Here is a 14,457-nt window from a genome sequence, read left to right as displayed (position 1 = left end):
GAAATTTTGACTATCCACCTCTATCTGGCGGGGTGCTTCATAAAATGAATTAACTATTGCTCTATACGCAATAGTTAGAAATTTTGACTATCCACCTCTATCTGGCGGGGTGCTTCATAAAATGAATTAACTATTGCTCTATACGCAATAGTTAGAAATTTTGACTATCCACCTCTATCTGGCGGGGTGCTTCATAAAATGAATTAACTATTGCTCTATACGCAATAGTTAGAAATTTTGACTATCCACCTCTATCTGGCGGGGTGCTTCAGCAAATGAATTAACTGTTGCTCCATACGCAATAGTTGGAAAATTTGACTATCCACCTCTATCTGGCGGGGTGCTTCAGTAAATGTATTAACTATGGCTCTATACGCAATAGTTAGAAATTTTCACTATCCACCTCTATCTGGCGGGGTGCTTCATAAAATGAATTAACTCTTGCTCTATACACAATAGTTGGAAAATTTGACTATCCACCTCTATCTGGCGGGGTGCTTCATAAAATGAATTAACTATTGCTCCATACGCAATAGTTAGAAATTTTCACTATTCATTATTAGCTTTTTTCGTATAATTCTTGTTATGGCAAAGTTTGACTATTTTTTCCCAATGCACCATTCAAGGTTTGTCATTCCACCGTACCTTCTGAATTCTAAATTCTGAATTCTAAATTTTGATCATAAATCCTCTTGTATACTTCTAGCTGCAATAGCACCTTGAGCTACTGCTGTTGCTACACAAGGATCTCTAGGGTTTGCCACATCTCCAGCAACATAAATATTAGGAATTGATGTCCGTAGAAATTGATCTGTAGAAATATATCCTTTTTGGTTAAGTTGAATATTACCTAAGTTTCCTTCATTAAAAATTTGAACTATATCCTCTATATTTGGTGCAAACCCAATTCTAAAACATAGAGAGTCAAATGCTAACTTTTCTTCTGGTTTGTCTCCATCTCCAAAAGTGATATAAATTTGATTTTCTTGAATTTCAAATCTCTGAATAATTGCTGGTTGATGTAATGTTATTTTACCAGCTTCAATTTTCTCGTAAATTGTTTTTTGGTTAACTTTAAAACCACACATTTGAGAACGAACAAATAGGTGAATATGTTTAGCAGTTTCAGAGAAACGTATTGCTGTTACTAACCCATTATCACCTCCTCCGACAATAGCAACTGTCTTTTCATTCATCTGAGGTGTAAGTAGAGGAGTAGCACCAGGGTCAAAGAATATTTCCTGTGATGATAAAAGTTCGTGACTACCCTCAATAGATTTTATACCTTCGTATTCTTTAATTCTTTGCCCTGTAGCAATAACTAAACCTTGAGCTGTAATTTCTTGTGCTTCAGTAAAAATCTGAAAATTATCCCCATTCTTGACAATACTCCTAACTTGAGAGCCTAATAATGTAGAAATTTATTCTACTTGAATATGCTGACGAAATTGTTCAGCAATTTCATATCCAGTTTTTTCAATTAATCCTAAATACCAGACATTTTGAAAGTTACTTAACTGTTGTAAACCTCCTAGTCGTTGTTTTCTTTCAATAATAATTGGAGAAAAACCTAAATATTTTAACCAGAGGGCACAAGACATTCCCGGAGGTCCTCCTCCAATAATTCCTATCGTTTTTTTCATTGAACTAAATCTCTATATATTGTTGTATTAATAATCCTAATTAGGGTTTGCTGAAAAAGTCTTTTGGCGAGGGAAGGGAATAGAGAATAGTTGCAGGTGTTAAATTTTATGCATTTCTCCCACTCAGGTGAGGAAAAATCCTCAGTTTTGAACATTAATGAGTGTATTTTTTTGTACTTTTTTCCAGGTTGAATGCAACTAAAACTTATGATAAATCAGGATTCTATATTTATTCATCTAGCCCTAATTAGATATTTTAGCAAGAAAGAAATAATTCACAATTTAGATCATAATCATAAATTTAACTATCTACAACTAGCAGCTAGTTAACAAACTCAGAAGACAGTATATTTAAAAATTTACCAATGGATAATTGATAAAAATAAATAAGATTTATTGATATTCAATCTGATGATTTTAACCAGAGGTAATTATCCATTATTCATTATCAACTAATGAACGTAATCTCCATTACCTCAAAGTATCAAAAAATTACTTTTACCTTTTGAATAAATACATTGACTCGTACAAGTTTCATCAATTCTAACTGCTACGAGTCCGGGAATTTTATTTTCTAATTGTTCATAAATCCATTTAGCGATCGCTTCGCTAGTAGGATTAACTAAGCCTGTAGTTTCGTTTAAGTGATAGTGGTCTAAATAATCATCAAGCAGGGGTTTTAAATATTTTTTTATATCTCCATAATCCATAATCATACCCTGTTTTGCACCAGAATTTTCTAATTTATTACCAGAAACATAAATAACACCTCGCCAAGAATGACCATGTAATCTTGCACATTTCCCATCGTGATTAGGTAGTTGATGGGAAGCTTCAAATCTAAATTCTTTACCTATTATCCAAGTTTCTGAGTTAGATTCATTTTTTAGAGTTTTATCTTTTTCCTCTTTTTCTTTCATTTAATCTCATTGCTATTCAGTTATCAGTTATCAATTATCAGTTATCAATTATCAGTACCTCCTCAAATTTAAGTTTTTTGCCTTCTTTACTAATCCTAAATGATTTGTGAAAAAAACTGTAGAGACTTAGTCTCTAAACCCAAGCTAAAATGGGATTTGGAAACCAAACCCCTACGAAAAAATATTAAGTAGTTGTGCTTTTAAGAATTTCCTAGTTGAGAGAGGGAATATAGAACCCCTGAAGGTATCTTCATAAATTTAGCAAGGAGTCAGGAGACAGGAGACAGGAGACAGGAGTTCATTAATGGATAATTGATCATGGATAATTGATAATTACCTCTCCCTAAAACGGAGAGGATTGACGCGGCAGGGAAAAAATTTATTCTCGCGTTGGTGATTGGATATGCCGAGGTCTCCTCGGCATCCCATCCTAACGGAATGCTCCGCAAACGACCGCTTTTTTCCCCTATCCAAGGGGAGGCAATTAGGCTTGAATCATCTAATTATTTAATTGTTTAATTATTACCTACATTCCGCACGACAAAATGTAGCATGAAAAACAGAGACAGGAGACAGGAGACAGGAGACAGGAGGCAATTAAAGTGGTCAATAGGAGTAAGTAATTGAGTATTTATGCTTAATATTTTCCTGAGAATCTGACTCCTGAGAAAGGTCAATGAATAGGATTTATAGAGTATAAATACGAACCCGCGCTACCATTTTTTATACTACTTTTAATATTACAACTTGACGTGCGGAATATGGGTTATTAGACATCTCCGAAAATCAAAAATCAAATCAATTCTTATCCAGAAATTATCAATTACTTCTCCCTGTTCCCAGTTAAGTGTTCCCTGTTCCCTCTTTTCCGGAGAGGTCTATTAATTATTTCGGTAAGAGGTAAGAGGGAAGAGAGAAGAAGGAAGATGTGGAGAGAAATAATACAAAAAATTCAACACTCCTTGAGATAATGATTTTTCCTCAAAATTGATGCGCGAAAAGACTTGACTACCATAATTATATAGAGATCAAATGGGTTCTATAGAACAGGGAGTTAATAGAATGTGTAATTAATTTTGCTTATGAACTTACAACCTATTTCGGACTGCTGTTACTTCTTACCGAAAAATAAAGGTATAAAGCCTTCTATTTCAAGAGAAAAAGCGGTCGGAAAGCGGAGCATGACTAGGATGGGATGGCGAGGTTTCCCGCTCTTTCAGAGCGGCTCCGAAGTGCGCCATATCCAATCAACCAAGAGAAGAAATAATATTTCTTATATTCAATCCTCTCGGTTTTCCTTGAGGTAATTATCAATTATCAATTAATGAATTCTTGCTTCTCCCCTAATCCCTGCTCCCTACTGCCTTATTTTTGAAATAATCCCAAAGTATCCAAGACAGCTCTAATTTTAGGAACTTCGTGGGTTCTAAATAAGTCAGTTTTTCCCAATGCAGCTAACACACAAAAAAAAGGTTCGGCACTTCTAACTTCTTCTCCAAAACATTCAAAAGCATGGGGAAGTGCATGACATACTGGAAAACCTAATTTTCTCAATCTAAAAGTATTTAAAAAAGTTTTCATCTGATAACCAATGCGTAGAGAACTATCCTGAAGATTTTTATAATAAAATCCCAAACCAGGGTCAATAAATATTTTTCTCACGCCAGACTTAGTTGCTGTTTCTATTTCTTTAGCAAAATATTCATACATTAAATTTGTCGGGTCATCTCCAAAATCAAAATCACCCACTTCTCTCACATTTTTTCCCTGAACATAACAGATAATTACCCCGGCATTAAATTCAGATACAGTCTGATAAATTTCTGCACTTTTTTCCAGTCCGGTTAAATTAATTATATTAGCTCCTGCTTTTAAACATTCTGTGGCAACTTCTGGATAATATGTTTCTATTGAAGTCAAAACACCTTCTTGATTAAGGGCTTTCAGAACAGGCAAAATTTGACTTTTTTGCCTAATATCTTCAACTCTTTCTGCCTTTTCCAAAGTTGATTCTGCTCCAATATCTACCACATCTGCACCTTGAGCCTTCAAAACCATTCCTCGACGAATAGCTGTTTCTGCACTCAAACATACACTTTCTCTATACCAAGAATCATTAGAAAGATTTATTACTCCTAAAATAGCTTTCTCAGTATTAAAATTAAACTGTTTATTACCAAGAGAAAACTCTTCTACTTTGGCTGTTATAGAATCTTTGTTTTGTTCGTAGATTGTATATAAATCTTCAAGATTAAGCATTTCAGTTATCAATTATCAGTTATCAGTTATCAGTACCTCCAGTAATAGGGAGGCTACGAAAATCCAAAATCTCCTTTTTTATCCTCTTGAAAGTGGAAGCTTGAAACCTTATTTCTTAGTCAGAGGTTTACTCAACTTATATATAAGTTAAAAATCCACCCTATTCCCTATTCCCTATTCCCTATTTCCTTTATTACCAAGAGAAAATTCTTCTACTTTGGCTTTTAGAGAATTTTTGTTTTGTTCGTAGATTGTATATAAATCTTCAAGATTAAGCATTCCAGTTATCAGTAACCAAAGCTCTAGTAAGAGGCAATAAAATCAGAAATTTCCTTTTTTACAGTCTTGAAAAGGAAGACTTGATACCTTATTTTTGAGTCAGAGATTTCCTAACTTAAATAAGTTAAATTAATTTTTTTCCTATTCCCTATTCCCTATTCTCTATTCCCTATTCCCTATTCCCTAATTTATAAATTCCAACCACCAGATACTTCCACAATTTGCCCTGTAATATAATCAGAATCAGGATTAATAAAAAACCAAACGGCATGATTAATTTCTTGCAAAGTTGCTGGACGTTTGGCAGGTAGCTTAGGAATCATTTCTTCAATATCAAAAGAATTCTCAGCTATTCCAGGGGATACTACGTTAACAGTAATTTTGTCTTTAATTACCTCTTGAGCTAGAGACTTACTATAGATGATGATGCCTGTTTTAGCAATTACATAAGCCGTATTTGTCTTTCGTGCTACCACATTTTGAGCATGAGCGCAAGCAAAATTAATTATTCGTGCCCCATTAGCTGCTTTGAGATAAGGAAGTGCTGCTGTAGTGACATAGAAATTAGAATTGAGATTAGAGTCAATAACTTCTTGCCACTCTGTTATGGATATTTCGCTCGTAGGTTTTCCTAAAAAGTTTCCTACATTATTAACTACTACCGATAAACCTTCCAATTTTTGTACTGCATTTTCTACTAAAGATTTAGCTTGCTCTGGTTTAGTAACATCTGCTTGTAGAGCAATAGATTTGACTCCGTAGATAGCTGCTTCTTGAGCTGCTTGGTTAGCTGCCTTTGCACTTTGGTTATAGTGAAATGCCACATCAAATCCTTTGCTGGCTAAGTCGAGAGCGATCGCCCTACCTATCCCCACTGATGAACCTGTTACAAGTGCCTTTTTTAACATTTTCTTTGACAGTTAAATTTAATCATTACAGGACTTACGCATAGATTTTCCCAAACTAGAGCTAGAATATCCGATTTATCTTTCCTAGTAGAAATCTTCATAAATCTATCTGCTTTTCAAAGTTCTTTATGTTAACAAACTATTGATTGTTCTTTTTCCCTAGATTATATAGATTGTTTCCAGTGCATCATTATGTCCAATTATTAACGTTCCTATTTGATGCACCTCACACCAATTTATTACTCTTTTACTAGCTGTATGTAGATAATTTTCTACTCTACAGTTTAGTTTAACCTTTCTTAGAAACCTACGGTTATCTACATAAATCTATGATTTTCTCTAAATAATCAGTTCTATTCCCTATTCCACTGGCAACGTCGGCGTTATCCAGTCCACAAGCTGTCACCGACATTTGCTGTTGCTTCGCAAAACTGGCGCGAAACGCGGAGTGTAGCTCTCACTCCTCGCCTAAACTCGATTTAAACTAGCATTTAAGTCTCACACGCAACTGAAACCACAGTGTTCACACTCTATAACTCTCTCAGATAAAGATAGAGACTGCTTTACATTTCCACTAGGGGAGCCGTCGGATTGGCGACGTATATAGCAAGTTTTAGAGCTAGGAAACCGTCTATCAACAATGATTAACTCAGCAACCTAATAACTCACACTTGTACTCTAGTTGTCTTCTAAATTCATAAAAACCCATAGACCCAACAGCTGCCGCTAGTTTGTAATTCGCTATCATACCTGATACATAATGGTCTTCTATTACCATCTGGCTGTGGTTTTTAGCAAGATTTGTAGTCAGCTTTGGATATTATCATAGATAATACCAGATTATGGGCAACAGTTACTAGCCCCTGATTGACTTTACCCACAATTTTAGCCTAGAAACGCTAGTAGGTTGGCTATTTACCCACCCATCATTTTATAAATTCAGGAGTTAGCAAAATCAACATTTTCGCACTAGATATAGTATAAGGCTGGCAATGCTAACTGTAAATATGATGTCTATGCGTAAGTCCTGAAGTTATAAGATTATTAGTGTTAACTCTTATTTCCCATCATCTTTTCGAGATACACAGATGTTTGACCTTCTGGAATTGCTGCCAGAGAATGAAATTCCACATTTCCTTGATTTGGATTTAAAGTTTGATAGAGAAGTTCTCGGCAGTGGTTATTTTCATCTGCCACAACTACCTTTGCTTCATGTCCATTTTCTAGGACTTCCGCACGATTGCATTGTTCGTTTGCCCAAACAATTAATATATCACCTTTTTCACATAGAAGTGCCCCACCTCCATTGGGACAAACCATACCCGATCCTGGTTCTCCGGGTAAAACATAAGTTGACCAACGGTTGCCATTATTAATATTGACTATTTCCACTTCTTCTAGGGGCAACATTCCTACTTTTTCCAGTAAATCTGAGTCTATGGTTACGCTGCCAACGTAGTCACGCTTTGCTTCTGTGACTCGCACACGATGAAGTTTAGCGTGCATTAGTTTAATTGTAGCCATGATTCTCCTTTGCTATCTATAGTGTACAATTAGGACTTTTGGAAGACCAGAACATACATTGGTTCGGTCTCAAAGATATTAAAACGTTCTTGACTGACTAAATTCCAAGGTAACTCTTGAAGTACTTCGTGTAAGGAATTGCTCTCATCATAATAATCTGCTCGCACTGTTAGTATAAAATATCCACCTGTTTTCAGCAAACTGGACAGATTTTTTAAAGCACGAGGGTGAGCATGACCAAATGTGAAAACACCTACTGCCAGTATTGCATGATAACTTGCTTCAGATGCAAAAGCTAGGGGTTCTTCCAAATTACCTTGGTAAAGAGCAGTATAAACCTGCTTTTTTCTAGCTACTTCCAGCATTTGTTCAGATAGATCGACCCCGATGATATTGTTGTATCCTAATTCTGCTAGAGCTTCACCCACCATACCTGTACCTGCTCCTGCATCTAGGATAGTGACATCCTTATATGGCAATACTTTAGCTAAAGCATTAACCGAATGAATTGGAGAACAACGATAAGGTTGGTCTAGGTCTGTATCATAAACAGCTGCCCAAGCATCATATTTCTCCTCTAAGTTATGTTGCTCGCCATTTTTGTAAACCCAAGAAAGGCGATCGCTGACTTTTTCACATGAGTAATACCCCCATCCTAATTGATTAGTTTTAATTGCCTCACACATCTTATCATAAGCTGCACTTAGTTCCGGATATTTAGCCAAAGCTAACTGGGAAAGTAATTCATAGCTTTTGTGCAGGTGTTCCTTCAAGTCTTTAGTTGCCAACACCATAAACCCCAACTCCCTCAGGAATTCTTTATAGGAGTCCAGGCTAAATATTGGTTCAAACAGCAAGCGATCGTATACATATTTACGGGCCATTTCGTTAATTTCTTGTGCCGGAGTAATCAGGTCATCGAATATAAATGTCCCTCCTTCTGCAAGTACCCGGTAAGCCTCTCGTAATGCTTGATGGCGATCGTGAACGTGATATAATGTTGCTTGGCTCCAAACATGGGTAAAACTGCCTTCTTCATAAGGCAAGTTAGTGGCTGATGCTTTCTGAAACTCTAGTCTTAGGGATGGATGTTGATGTGCTTTGGTTTTGGCGTTCTCAATGCGGATACCACTAAGGTCAACTCCCACTACTTCACAGCCTGTCTGTTGGGATAGCCATATAGCTGTATTGCCATTACCACAACCAAGGTCTAGTACACGCGAATCTTTTGTAATCCCACTCTGGGACAACATATATTCGTTCCAGCGTTTACAAGCTGTGATAAAATGTTCAGCTTTGGCTTCAGTTAAGTTTTCAAAATAGCCCCAGTGTAAACTTCCTTCCGAGTCCCAAAAACTTCGATAAAGACTGTCTTCACCATCATAAAATGCCTCTGTATCGGCTTCGGAAAATTTGTTTTGTGTCATAGGAAAAAGATGATAATAACTCTAAGGTGCTAGCTATCTGAATTGAAAACAAGTGCTTTTTTTGAGCCTTATTATATATAACTCTTGATTACTTGCCAGCTTAAAGCTTAGATACTCCAGAACATTCTACCTCTTCTAGAAGTTTAGCGATCGTTTTTCCTGAAACTGGGTCTATCCAATCAGGAGCTATTTCTGCTAGGGGTACAAGAACAAAAGCTCTTTCTCTCATTCGGGGATGGGGTATTTGCAGATTAGGAGTATCTAATACTAAATCATCATATAGAATTAAATCTAAATCTAAAGTTCTAGGTCCCCAATGTTCCAAACGTACCCGCTTAAATTTTTGTTCAGTCTCTAAGAGAATTTCTAACAATTTATGGGCGGTTAATTCTACTTTTAATAATCCACAACCATTGATATAATCCGGCTGAGGTGGACCTATAGGTTTAGTTCTATACCAGTTAGAATAACTAATTAAGTTAATACCAGGAATTTCATCTAAAGTTTGAATTGCGTTTTTGAGGGTATCCAGAGATTCTCCCAAATTACTACCCATGCCAATAGCAGCATTTCCCTGATTTTTTTCTAAGTTGTTTAAATTAGTAGGATTAGACATTGTTAGAGCGATACCTTTTCATTTCCCGATTTATTTTGTAGATGAAATTTTATCAATAATATTGATACTATCTACTAGGAGTATCCCACATTAAATATACCTTTTCCAAGAATTTCAAGTTAATGCAGAAAATCCTCTAGTAGGTCTCGAAGGTCGTCTAAAATTACTACAACGTTTAGGCAAAGTGTTAGAAAAACATCCCTCTTTTTTTGGCACTGATAATCTACGTCCAGAAAATATGGCTGATTATATATTATGTTGTAAAATCATACTTACAACGAAACAATTGAAGCCACTGCTGTATTAAATGTTGTATTGGAGGGATTAGGAGAAGTTTGGCCAGTGCGTAGTACAATCTCAGGAATTAACTTAGGAGATGTTTGGCTTCATTATGGCCTTAACACTAACAATTTAGGGGATGAATATATACCCTTTCATAAATTATCTCAATGTTTGACCTATTCACTACTCGAACCATTACAAGAATTGGGTTGAAAAATATATCGGATTAGATGATCTAACTGGGTTGGCAGAATATAGGAATGGCGGTTTATTTATAGATATGGAATCAATAAAAGTGAAAAATTCCTTAATTTTAGAGCTGCAACATTTGCCTAGTTCCGAAATTATTGTACAATATATATCTTTTTTAACTATTAGTCTTTTAGATAAAATTGCTATAGTTATTCGAGAAAAATTTAACTTAACCGCCTTAAAATTACCACTGGTAAAAGTTTTACAAGGTGGTGCCTGGATAGCAGGAAGAAAAATACCAAAAGAATTAAGAAAAGATGGTACGCCTCCGATTAAGATAAAAAGTGATGGAACTATTTTTTAATTAGTCATTATGGACTCAATCTCAATTACTGGAATTCGCTGCTACGGATACATCGGATTTTTTCCAGAAGAGAAAGTATTAGGTCAATGGTTTGAAGTAGATTTAATTTTAGGTTTAGATCTGACTGCGGCTAGCAAAAGTGATGCCTTAGAAGACACGGTTGATTATGGCAGTATAGTTAATACTGTCCAAGAACTGGTAAAAAATTCTAAGTTTGCTTTATTAGAAAAAGTAGCAGATGCGATCGCTAAAGCTATTTTACAACAGCCATTAGTACAAGATGTCAAGGTTAGTTTAACGAAATTAGCAGCCCCTATCCCTGATTTTAGTGGCAAAGTTACTATTGAAATAACTAGAGGAAAGGAGGCATTAGTATATAACTAAATTGCTCATTATTTTTAATTTATAGCATTTTTCAATATGGTTAAATACATAGTTTTTCGATTATTCAATAACATTTGAGAGAGGCTATTTATCAATAAAATCTTAAGTTGATATATTCTAGCTTTAAAAATATGAATTAATCGCAAAATTTTTGGTAGCTTGTTGTTACCTGCCATCAGCAGAAGGCCAGCACTATAATCTATGATTTAGTGCTTGGATGAATTGTGAGTATATAATTATGATTCGATGTCATAATTATATACAAATATTAATAATTTATCCAGTAGACATAAATTTAGTTATAATAATAAATGTAGTCAAGGAATTAACAATAACATTGCTAGTAATTGAGGCCAAATTAAAAGGCAGTCAAAATCAGTACAAAGTTTTAGATGAAATGATTCTCACAGGTCAATTTATCAGAAACAGTTGTTTGCGTTATTGGACAGATAATAAAGACGTAAAACGCAACGACTTACAAAAACTTTGTTCTGTACTAGCAAAAGATAACAATTTTCCTTGGGTTAAAAAGCTAAACTCTCAAGCTAGACAAGCATCAGATGATAGGGCATGGCAATCTATACAATGATTTTACAAGAATTGTAAGTTAAATAAACCAGGTAAAAAGGGTTATCCAAAATTCAATAAATTTACTCGTTCAGTAGAGTATAAAACAACAGGTTATAAGCTATCTCCAGACAGAAAGAAAATTGAGTTTATAGAAAATGTCTATTTGACGAAAAAGAAAAGTTACGACATAAAAAATGGTATCAAACCGATTCATTACTAATTCCTGATAGCAAATCCGGGCATAAAAGCTTGCTTGTCCCATCGCACAATATCTTATTTCGCAACGGCTGTAACTTGAAAAAATACCCTCTAACTAAGTCGGAAGAGTAAATGTATTTAAAAATACGTTTTTTTCCTGCAAGGCGTAATTTGGCGCTTACTCTCCCCCCAAACCCCCATCTCCCTATCAAAAAAGGGTTTTAGGAGTTTCCGATCGGTGATAGGGTTTAGCCATAGGTACTGATAACTGATAACTGATAACTGAAATGACAAATAATACTTCTATTAAACAAACATTTTTTGACCGTTGGGCACCAAGTTATGATTGGTTATTTCCATCTGTAGTTTATCAAGCTATACATAAAAGGTTGCTGGAATATGTAAATTTACCAACTTCGGCAAATGTACTTGATTTAGGTTGTGGTACGGGAAAACTTATCCATCGTCTTGCTGTTAATTTTCCTAATCTTAAAGGTACTGGTTTAGACTTATCTCCGGAAATGATTAGTCAAGCAAATAGTCGCAATTGTTATCCACAGCGTTTAACATTTTTATTAGGAAATGCTGAAGAAATGCCTTTTGCTGAAGAACAATTTGATGCTGTTTTTAATACAATTAGTTTTTTACATTATCCTCATCCTCAGCAAGTATTTAATGAAGTGAGTCGAGTATTACGCCCTGGTGGATATTTTTATTTAGTCGATTCTTATTTTAAATGGCAAGATGAATTTCAGTATTTGAGTATTTCTCCAGGAGGTTTAAACCTTTACAGTCCAACAGCTCGTGAAAAATTAGGTGAAGAAGCTGGCTTAAATTTACAAGCTAATTATTACTTATTAGGAGCAGTATTACTAACAATTTTTACTAAATAATTGTCAGATTATATTTTTCTAATTTTATACATAGAATATTGTTTTGGTGAGTTGACCAAATTCATTGTAGATAAATTGGGTAGTATAGTTAAGAATAGTCGTATGTGACTTTGACTGCCTTGTTCATGCCACTTACCATCTCGAGTAACTATAGCATAAGGTATAAATTCAGGAATTTCTTTAACTGTAAGTTTAATAGGAATAGATATACCTGATGCAGTAGTGTCTACATCTAAAAATCTGTACCAGTCAAATTTGCCATCTGGATTAAGAGTTATCATTTTGTATTTTCCCTTTTCATCTACTCCATCTATTAATTCACCAAACCAGTCTAATTCAAATTTAGCTAATATTTCTAAATTGTTAGATTCCAGTCTGTATCCTTTTGCTATTTTGTTAATTTCTTCTTCATAAAGCCTCTTAAGATAATTTATGTTGTCAACTAATTATTCTGGATATAAATACTCCTTGTATTGCTCTACATTCTGTTTGAGAATTGTAAAGTAGTAAAAGTTATTCTACCTTGCTTTTGACATTGACAGTAGATGGGGTAATTATAATTAAAAGTGTAAAACAAGTCATTTGATACAGCCCAAGTCTAGAAAAAATAAATAATATTTATGAATCATACCTTTGTGAAGATCCCAAGAAGTAAATATATGACTGAAATTATTTTTTACTTTGAAAAAATAATTCAAAATATGCTGGAAATACCAGTCGCAACTTTTTCCAACAAGTGCGATCGCCTTTCTCCACATTTCCATTTACCCTAATTGCTTAAAAACTTAACTTAGATGGAATTGGATAAAAAGATTTTTTTTCTTTTTTCTCCCTGAAAGCAGAGGCTTTAAATCTTGACTGTTTTTCGGAATAAAAAACGCTGATAGCTGATAGTATAGTCCTAATTATTATCAATTACTAATAGCTAATTAAGATTATATCAAAGAAATAATATTAGTCATTAGTTATGAGAATTTTCAATCCCACCAAGCCCGTAAATAGTTAGGCTCTATCTCTAATTCATCTGGTTCATTAACAAATTCTTGAAAGTCAAAAATTAATTCTGTAGAGCAAATTCCCCGATAAAATAAACCATCAATACTAACTCGATAATCTGAACGTTCTGGACTAATTACATAACCTTCAAAAATAAACTCAAAACCTTTATTCCCTTGTCTTTGTGCAAAGTCAAAAAAGTCGCCAACTGTTGGAGAAAAATTCTGTGCATCTGCGGGATTTGCAAAACCTTGACTAATAAGTTGTTGTAAATTTTCTCTACTCAAATTATGGAAACGTCGCGCTCCACCCATTGAGTCTTCCCACACTATAGAAGTACCAAAAATAATTCTGTCCCTAGTCTCACTATCAAAATTATAGGTAAAACTAGAACTGTATAAACAGGAATAATAATCAGGATTGTTGTCTTGGGTAGATCCCCCATTAATTCTGATATCTTCTGGCTTAATTCCTTGATTCAGAAAATAAAGTCTAATTGCTTCTCTTCTATTTAAGGGAGAGTTATCTAGACATTCTGACAGGTTAGGGCAATTATAAATTACTCCTGTCATAGCCTGACAATCGAGTTGCATTGGACAGAACATAGCTTTTTTCGAGGGTGATAGATTATTTTTAATTCTATCATTAGATAAAGAGGGAGTAGGGAGTAGGGAGTAGGGAGTAGGGGGAAATAATCAATCATTTCTGTACGATAATTGATTTGATTTTTTATTATTGGAGATGTCTAATAGAGTTGTCGCTAAATAGATAGAAAAAATAGCTCAAATTACAGCAGTTTTCATTTGGGTAAACCACAGTAGGGACGTTCCATGGAACGTCCTTACTGTGGTTATGGTTGTGACGATGTGGTTCATCAATCTGAAAAGCGCTGTAAGACACAGCAGTAATTCCAGAAGTTTTTATTTAGGAATAGCTAAAATCCTTACTTGATATCATGTCCGGTAGCATCGGTATTGTATAGCAAAGGTAGGGAACAGGGAA

The 14,457-nt window shown here is 34.7% G+C and carries 16 protein-coding genes; 6 read left to right on the top strand and 10 right to left on the bottom strand.

Annotated elements, in window-relative coordinates:
* Positions 1–680 precede the first annotated feature (680 nt).
* From ACP6PM_RS00660 to folK, 8 genes are all read right to left on the bottom strand, one after another.
* Positions 681–1,421 (bottom strand): NAD(P)/FAD-dependent oxidoreductase, encoded by a 741-nt coding sequence (locus tag ACP6PM_RS00660; RefSeq protein ID WP_426580893.1) that lies wholly within the window; start codon positions 1,419–1,421, stop codon positions 681–683.
* The gene (locus ACP6PM_RS00655; RefSeq protein ID WP_426580888.1) at positions 1,422–1,643 is read right to left on the bottom strand and encodes an NAD(P)-binding protein; all 222 of its coding nucleotides are present in this window, start codon (positions 1,641–1,643) and stop codon (positions 1,422–1,424) included.
* 476 nt (positions 1,644–2,119) lie between these two features.
* Positions 2,120–2,563, bottom strand: a complete 444-nt coding sequence (gene queD / locus ACP6PM_RS00650; RefSeq protein ID WP_426580886.1) for a 6-carboxytetrahydropterin synthase QueD — start codon at positions 2,561–2,563, stop codon at positions 2,120–2,122.
* Positions 2,564–3,928: 1,365 nt separating this feature from the next.
* Positions 3,929–4,822, bottom strand: a complete 894-nt coding sequence (locus ACP6PM_RS00645) for a dihydropteroate synthase (protein WP_426580884.1) — start codon at positions 4,820–4,822, stop codon at positions 3,929–3,931.
* 467 nt (positions 4,823–5,289) lie between these two features.
* Positions 5,290–6,009 (bottom strand): bifunctional dihydropteridine reductase/dihydrofolate reductase TmpR, encoded by a 720-nt coding sequence (gene tmpR, locus ACP6PM_RS00640; RefSeq protein ID WP_426580882.1) that lies wholly within the window; start codon positions 6,007–6,009, stop codon positions 5,290–5,292.
* Positions 6,010–7,059: 1,050 nt separating this feature from the next.
* Positions 7,060–7,533 (bottom strand): aspartate 1-decarboxylase, encoded by a 474-nt coding sequence (gene panD, locus ACP6PM_RS00635; protein WP_426580881.1) that lies wholly within the window; start codon positions 7,531–7,533, stop codon positions 7,060–7,062.
* A gap of 29 nt (positions 7,534–7,562) precedes the next feature.
* Entirely contained in the window at positions 7,563–8,960 is a 1,398-nt protein-coding gene (locus tag ACP6PM_RS00630; RefSeq protein WP_426580879.1) for a methyltransferase domain-containing protein, read from the bottom strand.
* 100 nt (positions 8,961–9,060) lie between these two features.
* Positions 9,061–9,576, bottom strand: a complete 516-nt coding sequence (gene folK / locus ACP6PM_RS00625; protein WP_426580878.1) for a 2-amino-4-hydroxy-6-hydroxymethyldihydropteridine diphosphokinase — start codon at positions 9,574–9,576, stop codon at positions 9,061–9,063.
* Positions 9,577–9,670: 94 nt separating this feature from the next.
* Between folK and ACP6PM_RS00620 the strand changes: the two genes are divergently transcribed.
* From ACP6PM_RS00620 to ACP6PM_RS00595, 6 genes are all read left to right on the top strand, one after another.
* A complete protein-coding gene (locus ACP6PM_RS00620; protein ID WP_426580891.1) occupies positions 9,671–9,883 on the top strand; it encodes a DUF1688 family protein in 213 nt (70 codons plus the stop codon).
* Positions 9,884–9,891: 8 nt separating this feature from the next.
* On the top strand, positions 9,892–10,071 hold the full coding sequence (locus ACP6PM_RS00615; RefSeq protein WP_426580876.1) for a DUF1688 family protein: 180 nt from the start codon (positions 9,892–9,894) through the stop codon (positions 10,069–10,071).
* Positions 10,037–10,414 (top strand): DUF1688 family protein, encoded by a 378-nt coding sequence (locus tag ACP6PM_RS00610; protein ID WP_426580890.1) that lies wholly within the window; start codon positions 10,037–10,039, stop codon positions 10,412–10,414. Before ACP6PM_RS00615 ends, ACP6PM_RS00610 begins: the two co-directional genes overlap by 35 nt.
* A gap of 9 nt (positions 10,415–10,423) precedes the next feature.
* On the top strand, positions 10,424–10,798 hold the full coding sequence (gene folB / locus ACP6PM_RS00605; protein ID WP_426580874.1) for a dihydroneopterin aldolase: 375 nt from the start codon (positions 10,424–10,426) through the stop codon (positions 10,796–10,798).
* Positions 10,799–11,036: 238 nt separating this feature from the next.
* Positions 11,037–11,387, top strand: a complete 351-nt coding sequence (locus ACP6PM_RS00600) for a hypothetical protein (protein WP_426580872.1) — start codon at positions 11,037–11,039, stop codon at positions 11,385–11,387.
* Between the two features lie 466 nt (positions 11,388–11,853).
* Positions 11,854–12,459 (top strand): class I SAM-dependent methyltransferase, encoded by a 606-nt coding sequence (locus ACP6PM_RS00595; protein ID WP_426580870.1) that lies wholly within the window; start codon positions 11,854–11,856, stop codon positions 12,457–12,459.
* A gap of 8 nt (positions 12,460–12,467) precedes the next feature.
* On the opposite strand, the gene ACP6PM_RS00590 is transcribed toward ACP6PM_RS00595, so the two are convergent.
* A complete protein-coding gene (locus tag ACP6PM_RS00590; RefSeq protein ID WP_426580868.1) occupies positions 12,468–12,740 on the bottom strand; it encodes a hypothetical protein in 273 nt (90 codons plus the stop codon).
* A 696-nt stretch (positions 12,741–13,436) separates the two neighbouring features.
* Complete coding sequence (locus tag ACP6PM_RS00585) at positions 13,437–14,060, bottom strand: hypothetical protein (protein ID WP_426580866.1); 624 nt, start codon at positions 14,058–14,060, stop codon at positions 13,437–13,439.
* Between the last annotated feature and the right edge of the window lie 397 nt (positions 14,061–14,457).

Source organism: Dapis brunnea BLCC-M229 (genome assembly GCF_050015995.1).
Lineage (GTDB): Bacteria > Cyanobacteriota > Cyanobacteriia > Cyanobacteriales > Microcoleaceae > Trichodesmium.
This window is presented reverse-complemented; position numbering and strand designations above follow the sequence as displayed.